Genomic DNA, 15,647 nt, shown 5'->3' with positions numbered 1-15,647 from the left:
CCCTCGTCACCGGCCTGGCCCTTCGCGGCGCCTTTCCCCGTCACCGGTCCCCGGTGTCGTCCACCTGCCTCCGTTCGTCCTCCGTCTGCACTGCGCTTCCCCGGCCGGCGCCGATCCGGCCGGGGCCGCACGCCCCTGCACGCCCCTGCACGCCCCTGCACGGCCGTGCCTCGCGCCCCGAAGCCCGGCACCCCGTGCCGGGTGACACGAGTAGGAGAAAGCCCTCCGTGACTGCACTTCCGGATTTCAGACCCTCCCGATGGGCGCCCCTGGCCGCGCTCCTGACCACCAGTGTCCTGCTGACCGCGTGCGGTTCGGGCGACGACGGCTCCGGCGGCGGAAGCGGCCGGGCGAAGTCCGGCGGCACCCTGACCTTCGCGGTGGGATCCGACGCCGGTTGCGTGGATCCGCAGCAGGTGGGAAGCAACGACACCATCTACTCGGTGCGCCAGATCGTGGACTCCCTCACCGACCAGGACCCGAAGACCGGCAAGATCGTGCCGTGGCTCGCCAAGAGCTGGGACATCAGCAGCGACGCGACGACGTTCACGTTCCATCTGCGGCCGGGGGTCACCTTCAGCGACGGCTCGAAGCTGACCGCCCAGGTGGTCAAGGACAACTTCGACGCGGTGCCGGACCTCGGCGCCCTGGGCACCCTCGCGGAGGGCTATCTGAGCGGTGTCGAAAGCACCACCGTGGTCGACCCGCTCACCGTCAAGGTGTCCTTCAAGCAGCCCAACGCCCAGTTCCTGCAGGCGACTTCGACCCACTCGCTGGGTATCGAGTCGTCGGCGAGCGTGAAGAAGTCCCCGCAGCAGAAGTGCAGTGACGGCGTGGTCGGCTCCGGGCCGTTCGTGCTGAAGCAGTACGTGCAGAACCAGTCGGTCACCCTGGCCAGGCGGACCGGGTACGACTGGGGTTCCTCGCTGTGGTCGAAGAAGGGCGAGGCCTACCTGGACAAGCTGGTGTTCAAGGTCGTGCCCGAGGCCGGAGTGCGGGCCGGCAGTCTGCAGTCCGGGCAGGTGGACGTGATCAGCAGCGTCGGCAAGGCCAACGAGGCGGCGCTCAAGGGCGGCCAGGTCGCCCTCCAGAGCCGGGCCAACCCCGGCGTGGTGTTCGGTCTGGGACTCAACAACTCGCGGCCCCTGCTCAAGGACACGAAGGTGCGCCAGGCGATCCTGGCCGCCGTCGACCGGAAGCAGATCGCCGACACCGTCTTCCCGACCGGCACCCAGCCGGCGACCAGCATCCTGGCGCACACCACGCCCGACTACACCGACCTCTCCACCGACCTCGCCTTCGACGCGGCCAAGGCCAAGTCCCTGCTGGACGAGGCCGGTTGGAAGGCAGGCGGCGACGGCATCCGCACCAAGGGCGGCAAGAAGCTGAGCCTGACCATCAGCTGGTTCCCGAACGCGGCCACCAACCAGCCCGCGCTGGAGCTGGTCCAGCAGCAGCTCAAGGCCGTCGGGATCGACGTGGTGCTCAAGCAGCTCCCGGTCACCCAGTTCGCCACCACGCTCCAGTCGGGTGACTTCGACGTGGTGTGGGGGAACACGACCCGCGCCGACCCGGACATCCTGCGCAGCTCCTTCTCCACCCAGCTGGCCAACTTCTACCACCTGCCCGCCAGTTCGCTGAACACGGCGCTGTCCGCGCAGGCCGCGACCACGGACACCGCGAAGCGCAGGCAACTGGTCACCGAGGCACAGCGGTTGATCGTGCGGAACGCGTACAACGTGCCGGTGGTGGAGCTCCAGACCCAGCTGGGCGTCGCGAACAAGGTGCACGACCTCGCATTCGACTCCGGCAGCCGCGTCCAGCTGCACGACACCTGGATCGGCTAGCGGATGCGGCGCTACGTGATCAAACGGCTGGCGCAGGCGGTCGGGGTGCTCTGGGCGGCCTACTCGGTGTCCTTCCTGGTGCTGGACTTCCTGCCCGGCGACCCGGTCTCCGCGATGGCCGGGGCGGGAGTGGACTCGGGGGAGGTCGACCCGGCCCAACTCGCCAAGCTGCGGCACGAGTACGGCTTCGACAAGCCCGTGCTGGTGCAGTACGCGGAGTATCTGGGCCGGGCGGTGCGCGGGGACTTCGGCGACGCGGTCTCCACCGGCCGCCCGGTGACCTCCACGCTGGCCGACGCGCTGCCGCAGACGCTCCAGCTGACCGGTGCCGCGCTGCTGCTTGCGGTGCTGCTCGGCGGCGGCCTCGCGGTGGTGGCGACGTACACCTCGCAACGGTGGCTGCGGCAGCTGCTGCTGTCGCTGCCCCCGCTGGGGGTGTCGGTCCCGACGTTCTGGGTGGGTCTGCTGCTGGTCGAGGTGTTCTCGTTCCGGCTGCACTGGTTCCCGGCGTTCGGCAACGACGGGCTGCGCGGCCTGGTGCTGCCGGCCCTGACCCTGGCGATCCCGACCGGCGCGCAGGTCGCCCAGGTGCTGGCCAAGAGCCTGCTGAGCGCGCTGGACCAGGCCTATGTGGAGACCGCGCGGGCCAAGGGCGCCGGCCGGTGGCGGGTGCATCTGCGGCACGCGCTGCGCAACGCCTCGCTGCCGGCGCTGACGGTCGTCGGCCTGCTGGTCGGACAGCTGATCGCCGGTTCGGTGGTGGTCGAGACGGTGTTCTCCCGGGACGGTCTGGGCCGGGTGACCGCGGCGGCGGTCACCACCCAGGACATCCCGCTGGTCCAGGGGGTGGTGGTGTTCGGCGCACTGATCTTCGTGGCGACGAACCTGCTCGTCGACCTCGTCTATCCGCTGCTGGACCCGCGGATCGTGGTGGCCTCGGACAGAAGGGTGAGCTTCGCATGAGTCAGAGCCTTGTCGACGACCAGGCCGAGGCCGCCCTCGGCCTCGCCCGGCCGGTCGAGACGGGACCTCCCGCGGAACCCGGACGGCCCGCCGACCTCCGCCGGGTGCTCCGGTTCCTGCTGCGCCGCCCCGGTCTGCTGGTGTCCGCCGTCGTCCTCGTGCTGGTGGTGCTGGCCGCCTTCTGGCCGGAACTGTTCACCTCGCAGGACCCCTTGAAGGGGGTGCCGTCCCAGAACTTCCGCGGCCCGGGCGGCAGTCACTGGTTCGGCACGGACGAACTGGGCCGCGACGTCTTCTCGCGCGTGGTGCACGGCGCCCAGCTCTCCCTCAAGGCCACGCTGATCGCGGTCCTGGTCGCGTTCGTCGTCGGCGGGCTGCTCGGCGTGGTCGCCGGGTTCGTGGGCCGCTGGGTGGACGACGTGCTGATGCGCTTCGTCGACGTCCTCCTCTCCATCCCCGCGCTGTTCCTGTCGCTGGCCCTGGTCACCGCGCTCGGGTACGGGACGGTCAAGGTGGCGGTCGCGGTCGGCATCGCCAGCGTCGCCTCCTTCGCCCGGGTGGCGCGGGCCGAGGTGCTGCGGGTGCGGCAGGCGGTGTACGTCGAGGCGTCCCGGTCCTGCGGGACCCGCTGGTACTCGGTCCTCGGCCGGCACGTCCTGCCCAACGCCGCGGGGCCGGTGATCGTCCTGGCCACCCTGGACTTCGGCTCCTCGATCCTGGCCGTGTCGGCGCTGAGCTTCCTCGGCTACGGCGCGCCGCCGCCCGCCCCGGAGTGGGGGACGTTGATCTCCGACGGCCGCAACTACCTGGCCAACGCCTGGTGGCTGACCGCACTGCCCGGGCTGGCGATCGCCGCGACCGTGCTGGCCACCAACCGCATCGCCAGGGCACTGGACGGCGAATGGGCGCGGCAGCGATGACCGACGACGCGCACGAGAACGATGACGCACGCGAGAACGGTGAGACCGTGACCACACCACTCCTGGAGATCCGCGGCCTGTCCGTGTCGTACCGCACCCGGGGCGGCACGGTCCCGGCCGTACGGGGCGTGGACCTCGACGTATGGCCCGGGCAGGTGACCGCCGTGGTCGGCGAGTCCGGCTCCGGGAAGAGCACCACCGCGCACGCCGTCACCCGGCTGCTGGCGGCGAACGGCACCATCGACGCCGGCACGGTCCGCTTCGGCCGGCACGACCTGGCGACGCTGTCGGAGGCGGAGCTGCGTACCGTGCGGGGCGCGCAGATCGGGCTGGTCCCGCAGGATCCGACGGTCTCCCTCAACCCGGTCGAGCGGATCGGCGACCAGGTCGCCGAGGTGCTGCGCATCCACGGTCTGGCGACCCGCCGGGCGGCGGCGGCCGAGGCGGTCGCCGTCCTTGACCGGGCCGGGCTGCCCGACGCGGCCGTCCGGGCCCGGCAGTACCCGCACGAGCTCTCCGGTGGCATGCGGCAGCGGGCCCTGATCGCCGTCGCGATCGCCGCGAAGCCCCGGCTGATCATCGCCGACGAGCCGACCAGCGCGCTCGACGTCACCGTGCAGCGGGTCATCCTCGACCATCTCCAGCACCTCACCGAGGAGTCGGGCACCGCGATCCTGCTCGTCACCCACGATCTGGGGGTGGCCGCCGACCGGGCCCAGCGCCTGGTGGTCATGTCCCAGGGCAGGGTGGTCGAGGCGGGCGAGACCCGGGCCGTCCTCGCCGACCCGCGGCACGAGTACACCCGGCGGCTGCTGGCCGCCGCCCCGAGCCTGACCACGGCCCGCCCCCGTACCCCGGTATCCGCCGTTCCGGCCGACACGGCGGTCCCCCTGGTCGAGACACGCAACCTGGTCAAGGAGTTCAGGCTGCCGCGCGCCGACGGCGAGGCCCGGACCCTGCGCGCGGTCGACGACGTCAGTCTCACCCTGCGGCGCGGGCAGACCCTCGCCCTGGTCGGGGAGTCGGGCTCGGGCAAGTCCACGACGGCCCGGCTGGTGCTGCGCCTGGCCGAGGCGACCTCCGGGCAGGTGCTGTTCGACGGCACCGACGTCACCACCGCCGGGGGCGCCGAGGTCAGACAGCTGCGCCGGCGCGCCCAGCTGGTCTACCAGAACCCGTACGCCTCGCTCGACCCACGCTTCTCCGTCGGCGAGGTGATCACCGAGCCGCTGCGGGCGTTCAAGGTCGGCGACCGCGCCACCCGCCTCGACCGCGCCCGCGAACTCCTCGACCGGGTCGCGCTGCCCGCCGCGACCCTGGAGCGCCGCCCGGCGGAGCTGTCGGGCGGCCAGCGCCAGCGGGTGGCCGTCGCACGTGCCCTGGCCCTCTCCCCCGACCTGGTGGTGTGCGACGAGCCCGTCTCCGCGCTCGACGTGTCCGTGCAGGCCCAGGTCCTGGACCTGCTGGCCGAGTTGCAGGCGGACACCGGCGTGGCGTACCTGTTCATCTCCCACGACCTGGCCGTCGTACGGCAGATCGCGCACCAGGTCGCCGTCATGCGGGCCGGTCGGGTCGTCGAGACGGGCCCGCCGGAGGACCTGTTCTCCGAGCCCCGGCACGCGTACACCCGCGAGCTGCTGGCGGCGATCCCGGGCGGGCGTGTCCCCTCCCCCGCCGCCGAGACCACCACGAGCTGAGGACCGGCGACCCATGAGCACTCCGACCATCACCTCACTGGCCTTCCTGACGCCCGGCAACTTCGCGGACGACGACCCGTACCCGGGCCTGGAGGAGACCCTCAGGCTGTTCGAGTACGGCGAGCGGCTCGGCTACGACGGCGCCTGGATCCGGCAGCGCCACCTCGAACACGGCGTCGGCTCGGCGGCCGTGTTCCTGGCGGCGGCCGGGCAGCGGACCGAGCGGATCGAACTCGGCACCGCGGTCATCCCGATCGGCTACGAGAGCCCGTTCCGGCTCGCCGAGGACCTGGCACTGGCCGACGTGCTGTCCCGGGGCCGGCTCCAGATCGGTTTCAGCACCGGCATGCCCCACGCCGACCTGCTCGGCGACCTCGTGTACGACGGCGACTGGCGCGGCTTCGACCTGTCGTACGGCAGGATCGCCCGCGTCCTGGAGAACCTGCGCGGCGACTACCTCGGCGGCCCGGACACCGTCATCCGCTCGCCGGGCAACGTCCAGCGGCCCCGTCTGCAACCGCACAACCCCGGTCTGGCGCGCCGGATCTGGTACGGCGGCGGAAGCCTGCGCTCGGTGCGCTGGGCCGGCGGGCAGGGCCTGGGTCTGCTGTCCGGCAACATCGTCACCGGCGAGGACACCGACGACTTCACCACGGCCCAGCTGAACCTGCTCGCCGAGTACCGGCGCTCCCTGCCCGCGGACCGGGCGCCGCGGGTGGCCCTGGGCCGGGTGGTCGTGCCCCTCGACAGCGCCGACGCGACCACCCGCGCCCGCTACCGGGCCTACGCGGCGAGCCGCCACGAGCGCACCCTCGCCCCCCAGGGCCCGAAGCGGATCCTGTTCGCCCCGGACGTGGTGGGGACCGCCGAGCAGATCCTGGAGCGGCTGACCGCCGACCCGGTGCTCGCCGAGGTGTCCGAGCTGCGTCTGGAGCTGCCGTACGAGTTCCACCGGGAGGAGTACGAGCAGATCCTGCACGACGTACGGCACCTCGTCGCACCCGAACTGGGCTGGCGACCCGTCGCGTCGGAGGTTCGGGAGCCGGCCCGTTGAGTGCCGTCCCGTAGCCGGCCGTAGCGCTGGGGGTGCACACGCGCGAGCCGTTCGCCGAGAGACGAGCGGTGGCTGCGGCGGTCGGCCGGTCGTGCCCACGGCACCGCTTCGGCCTGCCCTGAGCCGCACGAACACGGGCGCGGCTCGGTCGACTCACCGCAGCGAAGGCCGGGGTCGCGCCGCACTGCCACGGCCGGCCACGCGTTCGTCGATTCGCAAGACCTGATCACCGCCGTCGGGCGAGGCCGGTGCCGGCTGCGGCACCGCCACGAACCCTGTCGCCGAGGTGGCCGAAGGCTGCCCCGGCCAGCCCGGCACGCCCTGTTTACGGCCCATGATCAGGGGCAAACGAGGTCTTGTGCTTCGGACCGGAGGCGCATGCCCAGCGGGAAATCATCCCGGCTTTCGGCGCCCTCCGGTGTCAGAACGCCTTTCCGCTGTGGCGCCCCCTGAAAAGACCTCAGGAAATGCCTGGACGTCACACTCCAGGCTTTCTGCAAATGCGTCCAGGAGCGATTCCGCATGCCGACCGACTTGTCGAACAGCAGCCTCCGCACGCCCGCCCGCACCGCTCAGGCCACCTCCCGGCGGACCCACGACGACGCTCCCGTGACCGCAGACCTGTTCGCCCGGCTCGCCGATCTCGGGGAGGGTCCCGAGCGGGAGGCTCTGCGTGAGGAACTGGTGGCCGCGTGGCTGCCGATGGCGCACCGGATCGCCGGCCGTTTCCGTGACCGTGGTGAGTCCGTGGAGGATCTGCGCCAGGTCGCGGCGCTGGGTCTGGTCAAGGCCGTGGACCGCTACGATCCCTCGCGCGGTGCCTTCGAGAGCTACGCGGTGCCCACCATCACCGGTGAGGTCAAGCGGCACTTCCGTGACCGGATGTGGGCGCTGCGGGTGCCCCGGCGGGTGCAGGAACTGCGTAACCGGGTGCGGGTGGCGCGCCGTGAACTCACCGAGAGTCCCGGCAGCCCGGAGCCCTCGGTGGCCGACCTCGCGGCCCGGACCGGGCTGAGCGAGGACGAGGTCCAGGCGGGGATGGAGGCGCTGGAGAGCTTCAGCACGCTGTCCCTGGACGCCGAGCTCTCGGCCGGCGAGGACGGTCACCGCCTGGCCGACACCCTCGGGGAGGCCGACGGCTCCTACGACACCGTCGTGGACCGGGAGGCGGCCAAGGAGGGACTGCGCCGGCTGCCCGAACGCGAACGGGCCATCCTCTACATGCGTTTCTTCGAGGACATGACGCAGAGCAGGATCGCCGAAAGCCTCGGCATCTCCCAGATGCACGTCTCCCGCCTCATCAGCCGCAGCTGCGCCCGCGTCCGCGCCGAAGCCCTCGGCCGGCAGTGACACCCCGTCCCCCGTGGTCCGCGCAACTTCTCGCTCCCGCCGTTCCGATCCGAGGAGGCCGTACATGCTCATGCCCCACCCCGCGACTCTGCGCAAGCTCGTCGAGGAGTACGAGACGGTTCTCGCGACGGAGACCCTCAGCGACGACGACGTTCTCTGCACACGCCTGCAGGATGTGGCCTACACGCTCTGTGTCTCCACCGGGACGCGGGAGATAGCCCACGCTCTCCAGGTCGCCCACGACTACCTCGACCGCACGATCGACAGCGCTGAGATCATGCCCGGCCTCGGGCGGGGCCGGGCCGTCGTCGCCTCCGGTGGCGTCGCCCGGGGCAGAGCCCGCAGCGCTCTGCCGACGGCCTGACAGTCCTGCCGGGCGGACCGGTCACCGCCCTCGTCCGGCCCACGGCCGAGCGGATGACGTATCGCCCGGCCGTGGGCCGGGCGATACGTCTCAGTCTCAGCCCTGCTCCGCCAGCCGTGTCAGTCCATGCGGCGGTGGTCCTCCGCGCTCCAGGCGCGGGTGTCGCGGGGCGGGAGGTACGGCTCCTCGCCCTTCGGCAGTCCGCCGACGATGGCACGCTGGCGGGCCAGTTCCGCGTCGAATTCCAGGCCGAGCAGGATCGCGATGTTGCTGATCCACAGCCACATCAGGAAGACGATCACCCCGGCGAGCGTGCCGTACGTCTTGTTGTACGACGCGAAGTGCGCCACGTAGAACGCGAAGGCCGCCGAGGCGATCATCCAGACCAGCAGGGCCAGCACACTGCCCGGAGTGACCCAGTGGAATCCGCGGCCCTTCACGTTCGGCGCCGCCCAGTACAGGATCGCGATCATGGTCATGACCAGGATGACCAGCCCCGGCCACTTCGCGACCGACCACACATTCAGCGCGGCCTCCCCGATTCCGAGCACCGAACCGGCCGCGCGGGCCAGACCGCCGGTGAACACCACGATCAGCGCGCTCACCACCGCCAGGGCCAGCAGTACCACCGTGACACCGACCCGGATCGGCAGCACCTTCCACACGGGCCGGCCCTCGGGCATGTCGTACACCACGTTGGCACTGCGGATGAACGCCGCGATGTAGCCGGAGGCCGACCACACCGCCAGCACGATGCCGACCACGGCGACGATCGAGCCGATGCCGCTGGACGCCTGAAGCTGCCGTACCGCGTCCCTGATGACGTCCCGGGCCGAACTCGGGGCCAGTTTCTCGGCGTTGTCCAGGACCTGCTGTGTCGCCGACCTGCCGGCGACGCCGAGCAGCGAGACCAGGACCAGCAGCGCCGGGAAGAGCGACAGGACGCCGTAGTACGTCAACGCCGCGGCACGGTCGGCGAGTTCGTCGCTCTGGAATTCCCTGACCGTGCCCTTGAGCACCGCCCGCCAGGACCCTTTCGGCAGTTTTCCGGGCCTGTCCGGCATACGACGCTCGACCTGCTGTCCCGATCCCGGTGTCCGTGGCATGCGACTGGAGTATCCCGGCCCGGGCCGGCCATGTGTCGGGATCAGCACCCTGTGGGAATGAGGCCGCGGCGCCTGGTCGATCGCAGAAATGTCCATTGTGCCGTGTGAGGTCCGTTTCGCCGGGCACTCGGTGCCGTGACGCATTGGTCGGGTGTGCCCTACGAGGCTCGCTCCTGAGGCGCCCCCTCGCATGGAGCCACCCCGCGGGTGCGTCCGGTGACACGCTCGGGGCGCGGCTGCGAGGTGTAGGCGTGATCGACATGACGACCCGGAACGACAGCGGAGTCGGCCCGGTACTGGCCCCGTGGAGGGTGTACGCCCCCCAGCACGACACCCTGCTGCTGGCCCAGGCCCTGGGCCGGGAGCAGATCGGCGCCGGAGCCGCCGTCCTTGACGTGGGGACCGGTGCCGGGGCTCTCGCCCTGGCCGCGGCCCGGCGTGGCGCCCGCGTCACGGCCGTCGACAGGGCCTACCGGGCGGTCCTCGCCACCCGGCTCAACGCCCGGCTGGCCCGCCTGCCCGTCGAAGTCCTCCACGGTGACCTGTTCGGCCCGGTCGTCGGCCGCCGGTTCGACCTCGTGGTGAGCAATCCGCCCTACGTCCCGACGCCCGGGGCGGCCCCCCGCCGCCATCGCGCGGCGGTGGCGTGGGACGGGGGTGCCGACGGACGCCTCCTGCTGGACCGGATATGCCGCCGTGCGCATACCTCGCTGCGCCCCGGCGGTGTACTGCTGCTCGTGCACTCCGCCCTGTGCGGCATCGCGCCGACCCTGGCCTGCCTTGAGCGGTCAGGACTCGAAGCCCGGGTGACCGACCGGCGTCTCGTGCCCTTCGGCCCGGTGCTCCGCTCGCGCGGGCCGTGGCTGCGGGAGCAGGGGCTCGTCGACGCCGGCGAGGAGAAGGAAGAGCTGGTGATCATCCGTGCCGAACGGACGCACTGAACAACCGCGCCGGGTCACGCTGACGAGCGACGGGCCGATCCTCGTCGAAGGACCGGTCGAGGTAGTGCTGGAGGACGGGAGCACCGTGTGCTCGGACCGTTTCACCGTCGCGCTCTGCGTCTGCCGGCGTAGCCGGAGCTATCCCTGGTGCGACACCAGCCACCGTGCCCGGGAGAAGAGGCGGACCACATGACCAGCACCGCACCGGCCGTCCACGACCGCGCCACCGGCCCCGCGCTGCCGCAGAGCAGGGGTGAACTCTCCGACGCGGTAGGGCAGTTGCTGAGCCGTCCCGCCGGGACGCCGCTGCCGCAACGGGTGACGGCGGCAGACGCGGACCCGTACGGGGACGATCTGCAACTCGCGCTCTACCTCTGCTACGAACTGCACTACCGAGGCTTCGCCGGCGTCGGCCCCGAGTGGGAGTGGGAGCCCGGCCTGCTGCGGCTGCGGGCGGAGCTGGAGCACCGCTTCCTGTCCGCGCTCCGCGCCGACGTCGGGCCGCCCAGAAAGGCGGAAGAGGCTCTGGCGGAACTTCTCGTGGAGCCCGTCGTCGGCGACGGGCCCTCCCACTTCCTCAAGGAGCGAGGGGAGTTGTGGCAGTTCCGTGAGTACGCGGCCCAGCGCTCCCTCTATCACCTGAAGGAAGCCGACCCGCACGCCTGGGTGATACCGCGCCTCACGGGCCGCGCGAAGGCCGCGATGGTCGCGGTGGAGTACGACGAGTTCGGTGCCGGACGGGCCGAGCGTGTCCACGCCCGGCTGTTCGCCGACCTGATGGCCGACCTCGGCCTGGACAGCACGTACGGACGCTATGTCGACTCGGCCGGCGCGGAGATGCTGGCGAACGTCAACCTCATGTCCCTGTTCGGACTCCACCGTGCACTGCGCGGGGCGCTGGTGGGTCACTTCGCGGCCGTGGAGACCACCTCGTCGCCCGGTTCGCGCCGCCTCGCCCAGGGCCTCGCGCGAGTCGGCGCGGGCCCCGCGGCCGTGCACTTCTACGCCGAGCACGTGGAGGCCGACGCGGTCCACGAGCAGATCGTCCGGCGGGACGTCGTCGGCGGCCTCCTGGAAACCGAGCCCTTCCTCGACGAGGACATCGCCTTCGGCGTCGACGCCACCGAATGGTCCGAGAACCGGCTCGGCCACCACCTCCGCTCCGCCTGGCGAGACGGCCGCACCTCACTGCGCACACCGCTGTGACAGCGCGCATGCGGTACGAGGAGGGCGCCGGGATCACCCGGGAGCCCGGGCGGGTGTCACCCAACCGTGGGCCATGCACTGATCATGTGCATGCGCCGCCTCGACGCGACGCCAAAAAAGGGGTGAATATCGGATAAATGGGAACTCGAAAGGCACCTTACCTCCCCTCAAGGAGCCTGTGCCCATGTCCACCGGAACAATTTTGACGATCATCATCGCGGTCGTGGTGGTGCTGGCCCTCGTCGCTGTAGCGGTGGCGCTCATGGCACGACGCCGGCACCTCCGTGAGCGCTTCGGCCCGGAGTACGAACGGACCATGGAAGGATCCGACGGCCGGCTCGCCGGTGAGCGTGAACTCAGGGAACGCGAGAAGCGGCACGATGCACTGGACATCAAACCGCTGCCCCCCGTCTCGCGTGACCGCTACACACGGGAATGGAGCAGCGTCCAGGAGGAGTTCGTGGACCGGCCGGAGGACGCGGTGCACGACGCGGACCAGCTGGTGACCTCCCTGATGCACGACCGCGGCTACCCGACCGAGGGGTTCGACCAGCAGATGAAGGACCTCTCGGTGGAGCACGGGCGCACCCTGGAGCACTACCGCGCCGCACACGAGGTGGAGTCCCTCAGCACCCGCAGCCAGGCGACGACCGAGCAACTGCGGAGTGCCATGGTGCACTACCGCACGGTGTTCGACGAGTTGCTCACCGACGGCGGCCAGCCACGGGCCGCCCGTTCCTGACACCGAGACCGGGGCGAGCAACCGCCTGCGAGGGGTCCGGCGGTCGGACGAAGTGCGTGCCGCGAGGGCGCTCAGCGAGCTTCGCGGACTCGCGGCCGCGGCGGTCCGCGGCGTCCGGCCGACCGGGTGGACCTCGCGCCGGGCGGGCGCCGGGTCCACCCGGAGGGGGAACCACTGTCTGCTGGGCGGGGACGGACCCGGCCCGGACTCGAACAGCGAGAGGCGGACAGGCGATGGGGCACGGCGGAGACGCGCTGGAGGAATTGATGACCGACCACCGGGAGGTCGAGGAGATGTTCGCCCGGATCCAGGAGATGGCGGGCGGCGGGCAGGAACTCCGTGATCTCGCGGACGAGGTCACGATCGAACTGGTACGGCACTCGGTCGCCGAGGAGCAGTACCTGTACCCGGCGGTGCGCGAGCACATCGACGGCGGCGACCGGATCGCGGACACGGAGATCGCGGACCACGGCCGGATCGAGAAGCTCCTCAAGGAACTGGAGAAGACGGACACCGACGCCCCCGAGATGAGCCCGCTGCTGCAGCAGCTCATGGACGAGGTCGCCGCCCACGTCCAGGACGAGGAGAACAACCTCTTCCCCATGCTGCGGCAGGCCTGTTCCCCCAAGACGCTGAACGACCTCGGGGACAAGATCCGCCGGGCCAAGTCCATGGCCCCGACCCGCCCGCACCCCTCCGCCCCCGACACCCCACCCGCGAACAAGCTTCTCGCTCCGGGCGTCGGCCTGGTGGACCGGGCCCGCGACTTCGTCACCGGCCGTGGCAGGTCCTGACACCCGCGGACCCTACGGCGGGTGATACGAGCTGGTTCCGGGGCCGGACCGTCCACCTCCGGTCCGGCCCCGGCGCCCGGACGGGCCCCCTGTGACGCGGCTCATTTCCTCTTCCGGGACGGCTGCCTACGCTGGTACGCCACGAGCGGGGCAGCGCGGCTCCGCGAAACAGCTCGCGGAACCGATCGACCGGACACAGGCGAGCCCGTTCCCAAGGGACCCGACCGCCGTGACCGACGATCCGACCACCGACGACCTGGCACCTGTCATAGCCGCCTCCACCCGTTGGCTGCTGGCCGCCTACCCCGCGCCCGCCGGCGCGCTCAGCCAGGCGCTGGCCGAGGCCCAGGCCCGACAGGCCGCCACGCTCGCCGCCACCCTGCGTTACCCCACCAGCCTCGACGTGCAGCTGCTCCACCTGCTCGCACCCAGTGGATCCCACCGGCTGGACTGGCTCACCGGATGCGACCCGCGGCCCGACGACACCGCCTGGCGGACCTGGGTCGACGAAACCGTGGTCAGCTGGGCGGCCTGCCTCCTGGCCGACCCCACTCTGGCCACCCGTGCCCAGCAGGCCCTCCCCATGAGCGAGTGCCACACCGTCGGCGGCCTGCGACGGCTGACCGACCCCGGCCGGTGGGACACCGAAGCCGCCGCTCTGCTCCGCCATCCCGACCTGCTCGAGACCATCACCGCCCTGCACCGGCCCCAGCTCATGGAACTGCTCAGCGTCGACAGCGCCGAACTGTCCTGATCTCTCCCCCCGGGGTCGTCCCGGGCGCCGGACTCGCCGTCCTCAGCGCCCGGGGGTCTGCTGCTCGGCCGGTGCGGCGACGAGTCGCCGACGGGCCACGAAGACGCGGTGACGAGCTCCTCCAGCCGCTCGATCATCGCGTCGAAGGCCAGGTCACGAGGTGTTCTCGGCTCGGCAGAGGCTGCCTGATTACGGCCGTGCGAAGCGGCTACTCGGAGCACATGAGACTCAGCACCCTCCCCCACCGCCTCCCGCCGGCGGCCGGACGGCTTCTGCCCGACGCCGGGGGCCCCGGCCGTGTCCTGAAAGCGGTCGACCGCTTGGAACGCTTCTCCGGCGCCGACAAGTTGCTCGCGGTCGTGCAGCGGACGGTGCAGGCGGTGCCGCTCGGCCGGGCCAGAGACGCGCTGCACGGGCGGTGGCTGGGTCACCCGGTACACCCGCTGCTGGTCCAGATACCCCTCGGCAGCTGGCTGTCGGCTGCGGTGCTCGACTCGGTGCCCGGCCATCGACGCGCGGCCCGCATCCTGATCGCCACCGGCCTGCTCGCCGCGGCCCCGGCCGCGGTGTCGGGCTGGGTGGACTGGGCGGAACTGAACCGTCGGCAGCTGCGCGTCGGCATCGTCCATGCCGCGGCGAACCTCACCGGTGTCGCCCTGTACGTCACCTCCCTCACCGCTCGTCTGCGCGGACACGAGATCTCCGGCAGGATGTACGGCTGGGCGGGGCTCGGCGTCGTCGGTGCCGGAGGCGCGCTCGGCGGCCACCTCGCCTACCGTCTGGCAGCCGGCGCCAACCACGCCGAAGCCGTCGCACAGCTGGTGGAGCCGGGCTGGCACTACGTCGCCGACCTGTCCGACCTTCCGCTGGGCCGGCCGACGCGCCGTGACCTCGACGGCGTGGCCGTGGTCGCTGTCCGCCGGTCGGACGACACGGTGTACGTGCTGGCGGAACACTGCAGCCACCTGGCGGGCCCCCTGTCGGAAGGCACTCTGGAGGACGGCTGCCTGCGCTGCCCCTGGCACGGCAGTACCTTCCGGCTGACCGACGGCTGGAACCTCACCGGCCCGGCCACCGCGCCGCAGCCCGCCTTCGACACCCGCATCACCGAGGGTCGGGTGGAAGCCCGGCTGCGCACCTGAAACCGCCTTGCCGGGCCGCAGAAGCCAAGGCAGAAGCAGAGGCGCGTCCTGGCACGGGCCGGTGCGGGTGCCGAGGCCGTCACTCCTGGTCGGCGAAGACTCCGGCGTCGAGGTGTCCGAGGATGTCGGCGGGGTCCCGGTACACCGCGCGGGCGCCGGCCGCCTCCAGGTCCGCGCGCGGGATCCCGCCGGACAGCACCGCCACCGGGATGACTCCGTCCCGTGCGGCGGCCGTCATGTCCCAGACGGTGTCGCCGACGAACACGGCTCGTTCGGCCGGTACGCCGGCGAGTTCCCTGGCCTGCTGGACGGGGTCGGGGGCGGGTTTGCCGTCGGCGACGTCGTCCGCGCTGGTCGCCCCGAGGATGACGTCGTCCGCGTCGACGGCCCGCCGTAGCGCGGCCAGTTCCGCACCGCTCGCCGAGGTCGCCAGGACGATCTCCCAGCCCCGCCCGGCCAGTGCGCGCAGCAGGTCGCCCGCCGCGTCCAGCGCCGGGAGCCGCTCGAAGTAGGTGGCGTAGAGGGCGTGGTGGGCCGCGGTGAGCTGCTCGTCCTCGTCGGGGTCGCGGTCCTCGCCGTCGCCGAGCAGGCGGTCCAGCAGGTCGCCGCCGCTGAGGCCCACGGCCCGGTGGATGTCCCTCATGGGGACATGGTGTCCCGCCTGCCGGAACGCCTCCCACCAGGTGACGACGTGCAGGTGATTGGTGTCGACGAGGGTTCCGTCGACATCGAAGATCGCGGCGCGTTTCAGGGTCATCCCGGGTGCC

The 15,647-nt window shown here is 71.8% G+C and carries 16 protein-coding genes; 14 read left to right on the top strand and 2 right to left on the bottom strand.

Annotated features, from left to right (window positions below; all coding sequences use genetic code 11):
• The first annotated feature begins 227 nt into the window (after positions 1-227).
• The 7 genes from ACWDGI_RS09585 to ACWDGI_RS09555 all read left to right on the top strand — a co-directional run bounded on the left by ACWDGI_RS09585 (position 228) and on the right by ACWDGI_RS09555 (position 8,195).
• Positions 228-1,847, top strand: coding sequence for an ABC transporter substrate-binding protein (locus ACWDGI_RS09585; protein WP_450757071.1), 1,620 nt, complete (start codon positions 228-230; stop codon positions 1,845-1,847).
• Positions 1,848-1,850: 3 nt separating this feature from the next.
• Complete coding sequence (locus ACWDGI_RS09580; protein WP_450757069.1) at positions 1,851-2,810, top strand: ABC transporter permease; 960 nt, start codon at positions 1,851-1,853, stop codon at positions 2,808-2,810.
• On the top strand, positions 2,807-3,730 hold the full coding sequence (locus tag ACWDGI_RS09575; RefSeq protein WP_450757067.1) for an ABC transporter permease: 924 nt from the start codon (positions 2,807-2,809) through the stop codon (positions 3,728-3,730). Before ACWDGI_RS09580 ends, ACWDGI_RS09575 begins: the two co-directional genes overlap by 4 nt.
• The gene (locus ACWDGI_RS09570) at positions 3,727-5,427 is read left to right on the top strand and encodes a dipeptide ABC transporter ATP-binding protein (protein WP_450757065.1); all 1,701 of its coding nucleotides are present in this window, start codon (positions 3,727-3,729) and stop codon (positions 5,425-5,427) included. Before ACWDGI_RS09575 ends, ACWDGI_RS09570 begins: the two co-directional genes overlap by 4 nt.
• A 13-nt stretch (positions 5,428-5,440) precedes the next feature.
• Complete coding sequence (locus ACWDGI_RS09565) at positions 5,441-6,481, top strand: LLM class flavin-dependent oxidoreductase (RefSeq protein WP_450757063.1); 1,041 nt, start codon at positions 5,441-5,443, stop codon at positions 6,479-6,481.
• 522 nt (positions 6,482-7,003) lie between these two features.
• Positions 7,004-7,831 (top strand): SigB/SigF/SigG family RNA polymerase sigma factor, encoded by an 828-nt coding sequence (locus tag ACWDGI_RS09560; RefSeq protein ID WP_450757061.1) that lies wholly within the window; start codon positions 7,004-7,006, stop codon positions 7,829-7,831.
• A 64-nt stretch (positions 7,832-7,895) separates the two neighbouring features.
• Positions 7,896-8,195, top strand: coding sequence for a DUF5133 domain-containing protein (locus tag ACWDGI_RS09555; RefSeq protein ID WP_450757060.1), 300 nt, complete (start codon positions 7,896-7,898; stop codon positions 8,193-8,195).
• Between the two features lie 119 nt (positions 8,196-8,314).
• Here the strand turns inward: ACWDGI_RS09555 and ACWDGI_RS09550 are convergent, their stop codons facing one another.
• Positions 8,315-9,301 carry a YihY/virulence factor BrkB family protein gene (locus tag ACWDGI_RS09550; protein ID WP_450757059.1) on the bottom strand — a complete coding sequence of 329 codons (987 nt, stop codon included), beginning with the start codon at positions 9,299-9,301 and terminating at the stop codon, positions 8,315-8,317.
• A 260-nt stretch (positions 9,302-9,561) separates the two neighbouring features.
• Between ACWDGI_RS09550 and ACWDGI_RS09545 the strand changes: the two genes are divergently transcribed.
• The 7 genes from ACWDGI_RS09545 (at position 9,562) to ACWDGI_RS09515 (ending at position 14,880) form a co-directional block, all read left to right on the top strand.
• Positions 9,562-10,242 (top strand): HemK2/MTQ2 family protein methyltransferase, encoded by a 681-nt coding sequence (locus ACWDGI_RS09545; protein ID WP_450757470.1) that lies wholly within the window; start codon positions 9,562-9,564, stop codon positions 10,240-10,242.
• Positions 10,223-10,435, top strand: a complete 213-nt coding sequence (locus ACWDGI_RS09540; RefSeq protein ID WP_450757058.1) for a CDGSH iron-sulfur domain-containing protein — start codon at positions 10,223-10,225, stop codon at positions 10,433-10,435. The genes ACWDGI_RS09545 and ACWDGI_RS09540 overlap by 20 nt, the downstream gene beginning before the upstream one ends.
• Positions 10,432-11,448 carry an iron-containing redox enzyme family protein gene (locus tag ACWDGI_RS09535; protein ID WP_450757057.1) on the top strand — a complete coding sequence of 339 codons (1,017 nt, stop codon included), beginning with the start codon at positions 10,432-10,434 and terminating at the stop codon, positions 11,446-11,448. The genes ACWDGI_RS09540 and ACWDGI_RS09535 overlap by 4 nt, the downstream gene beginning before the upstream one ends.
• A gap of 184 nt (positions 11,449-11,632) precedes the next feature.
• Positions 11,633-12,190, top strand: a complete 558-nt coding sequence (locus tag ACWDGI_RS09530; protein ID WP_450757056.1) for a hypothetical protein — start codon at positions 11,633-11,635, stop codon at positions 12,188-12,190.
• 233 nt (positions 12,191-12,423) lie between these two features.
• Positions 12,424-12,984, top strand: a complete 561-nt coding sequence (locus ACWDGI_RS09525) for a hemerythrin domain-containing protein (protein WP_450757055.1) — start codon at positions 12,424-12,426, stop codon at positions 12,982-12,984.
• A gap of 229 nt (positions 12,985-13,213) precedes the next feature.
• The gene (locus tag ACWDGI_RS09520; protein ID WP_450757053.1) at positions 13,214-13,738 is read left to right on the top strand and encodes a hypothetical protein; all 525 of its coding nucleotides are present in this window, start codon (positions 13,214-13,216) and stop codon (positions 13,736-13,738) included.
• Positions 13,739-13,959: 221 nt separating this feature from the next.
• Positions 13,960-14,880 (top strand): Rieske 2Fe-2S domain-containing protein, encoded by a 921-nt coding sequence (locus tag ACWDGI_RS09515; RefSeq protein WP_450757051.1) that lies wholly within the window; start codon positions 13,960-13,962, stop codon positions 14,878-14,880.
• A 79-nt stretch (positions 14,881-14,959) separates the two neighbouring features.
• Here ACWDGI_RS09515 and ACWDGI_RS09510 read toward each other — a convergent pair whose 3' ends face one another.
• Positions 14,960-15,637, bottom strand: coding sequence for an HAD family hydrolase (locus ACWDGI_RS09510; protein ID WP_450757049.1), 678 nt, complete (start codon positions 15,635-15,637; stop codon positions 14,960-14,962).
• Positions 15,638-15,647: the final 10 nt, after the last annotated feature.

The sequence above is a fragment of the Streptomyces sp. NPDC001220 genome, assembly GCF_053597895.1.
The sequence above is the reverse complement of the archived record's forward strand: the minus strand, read 5'-3'. Positions and strand labels throughout refer to the sequence as shown.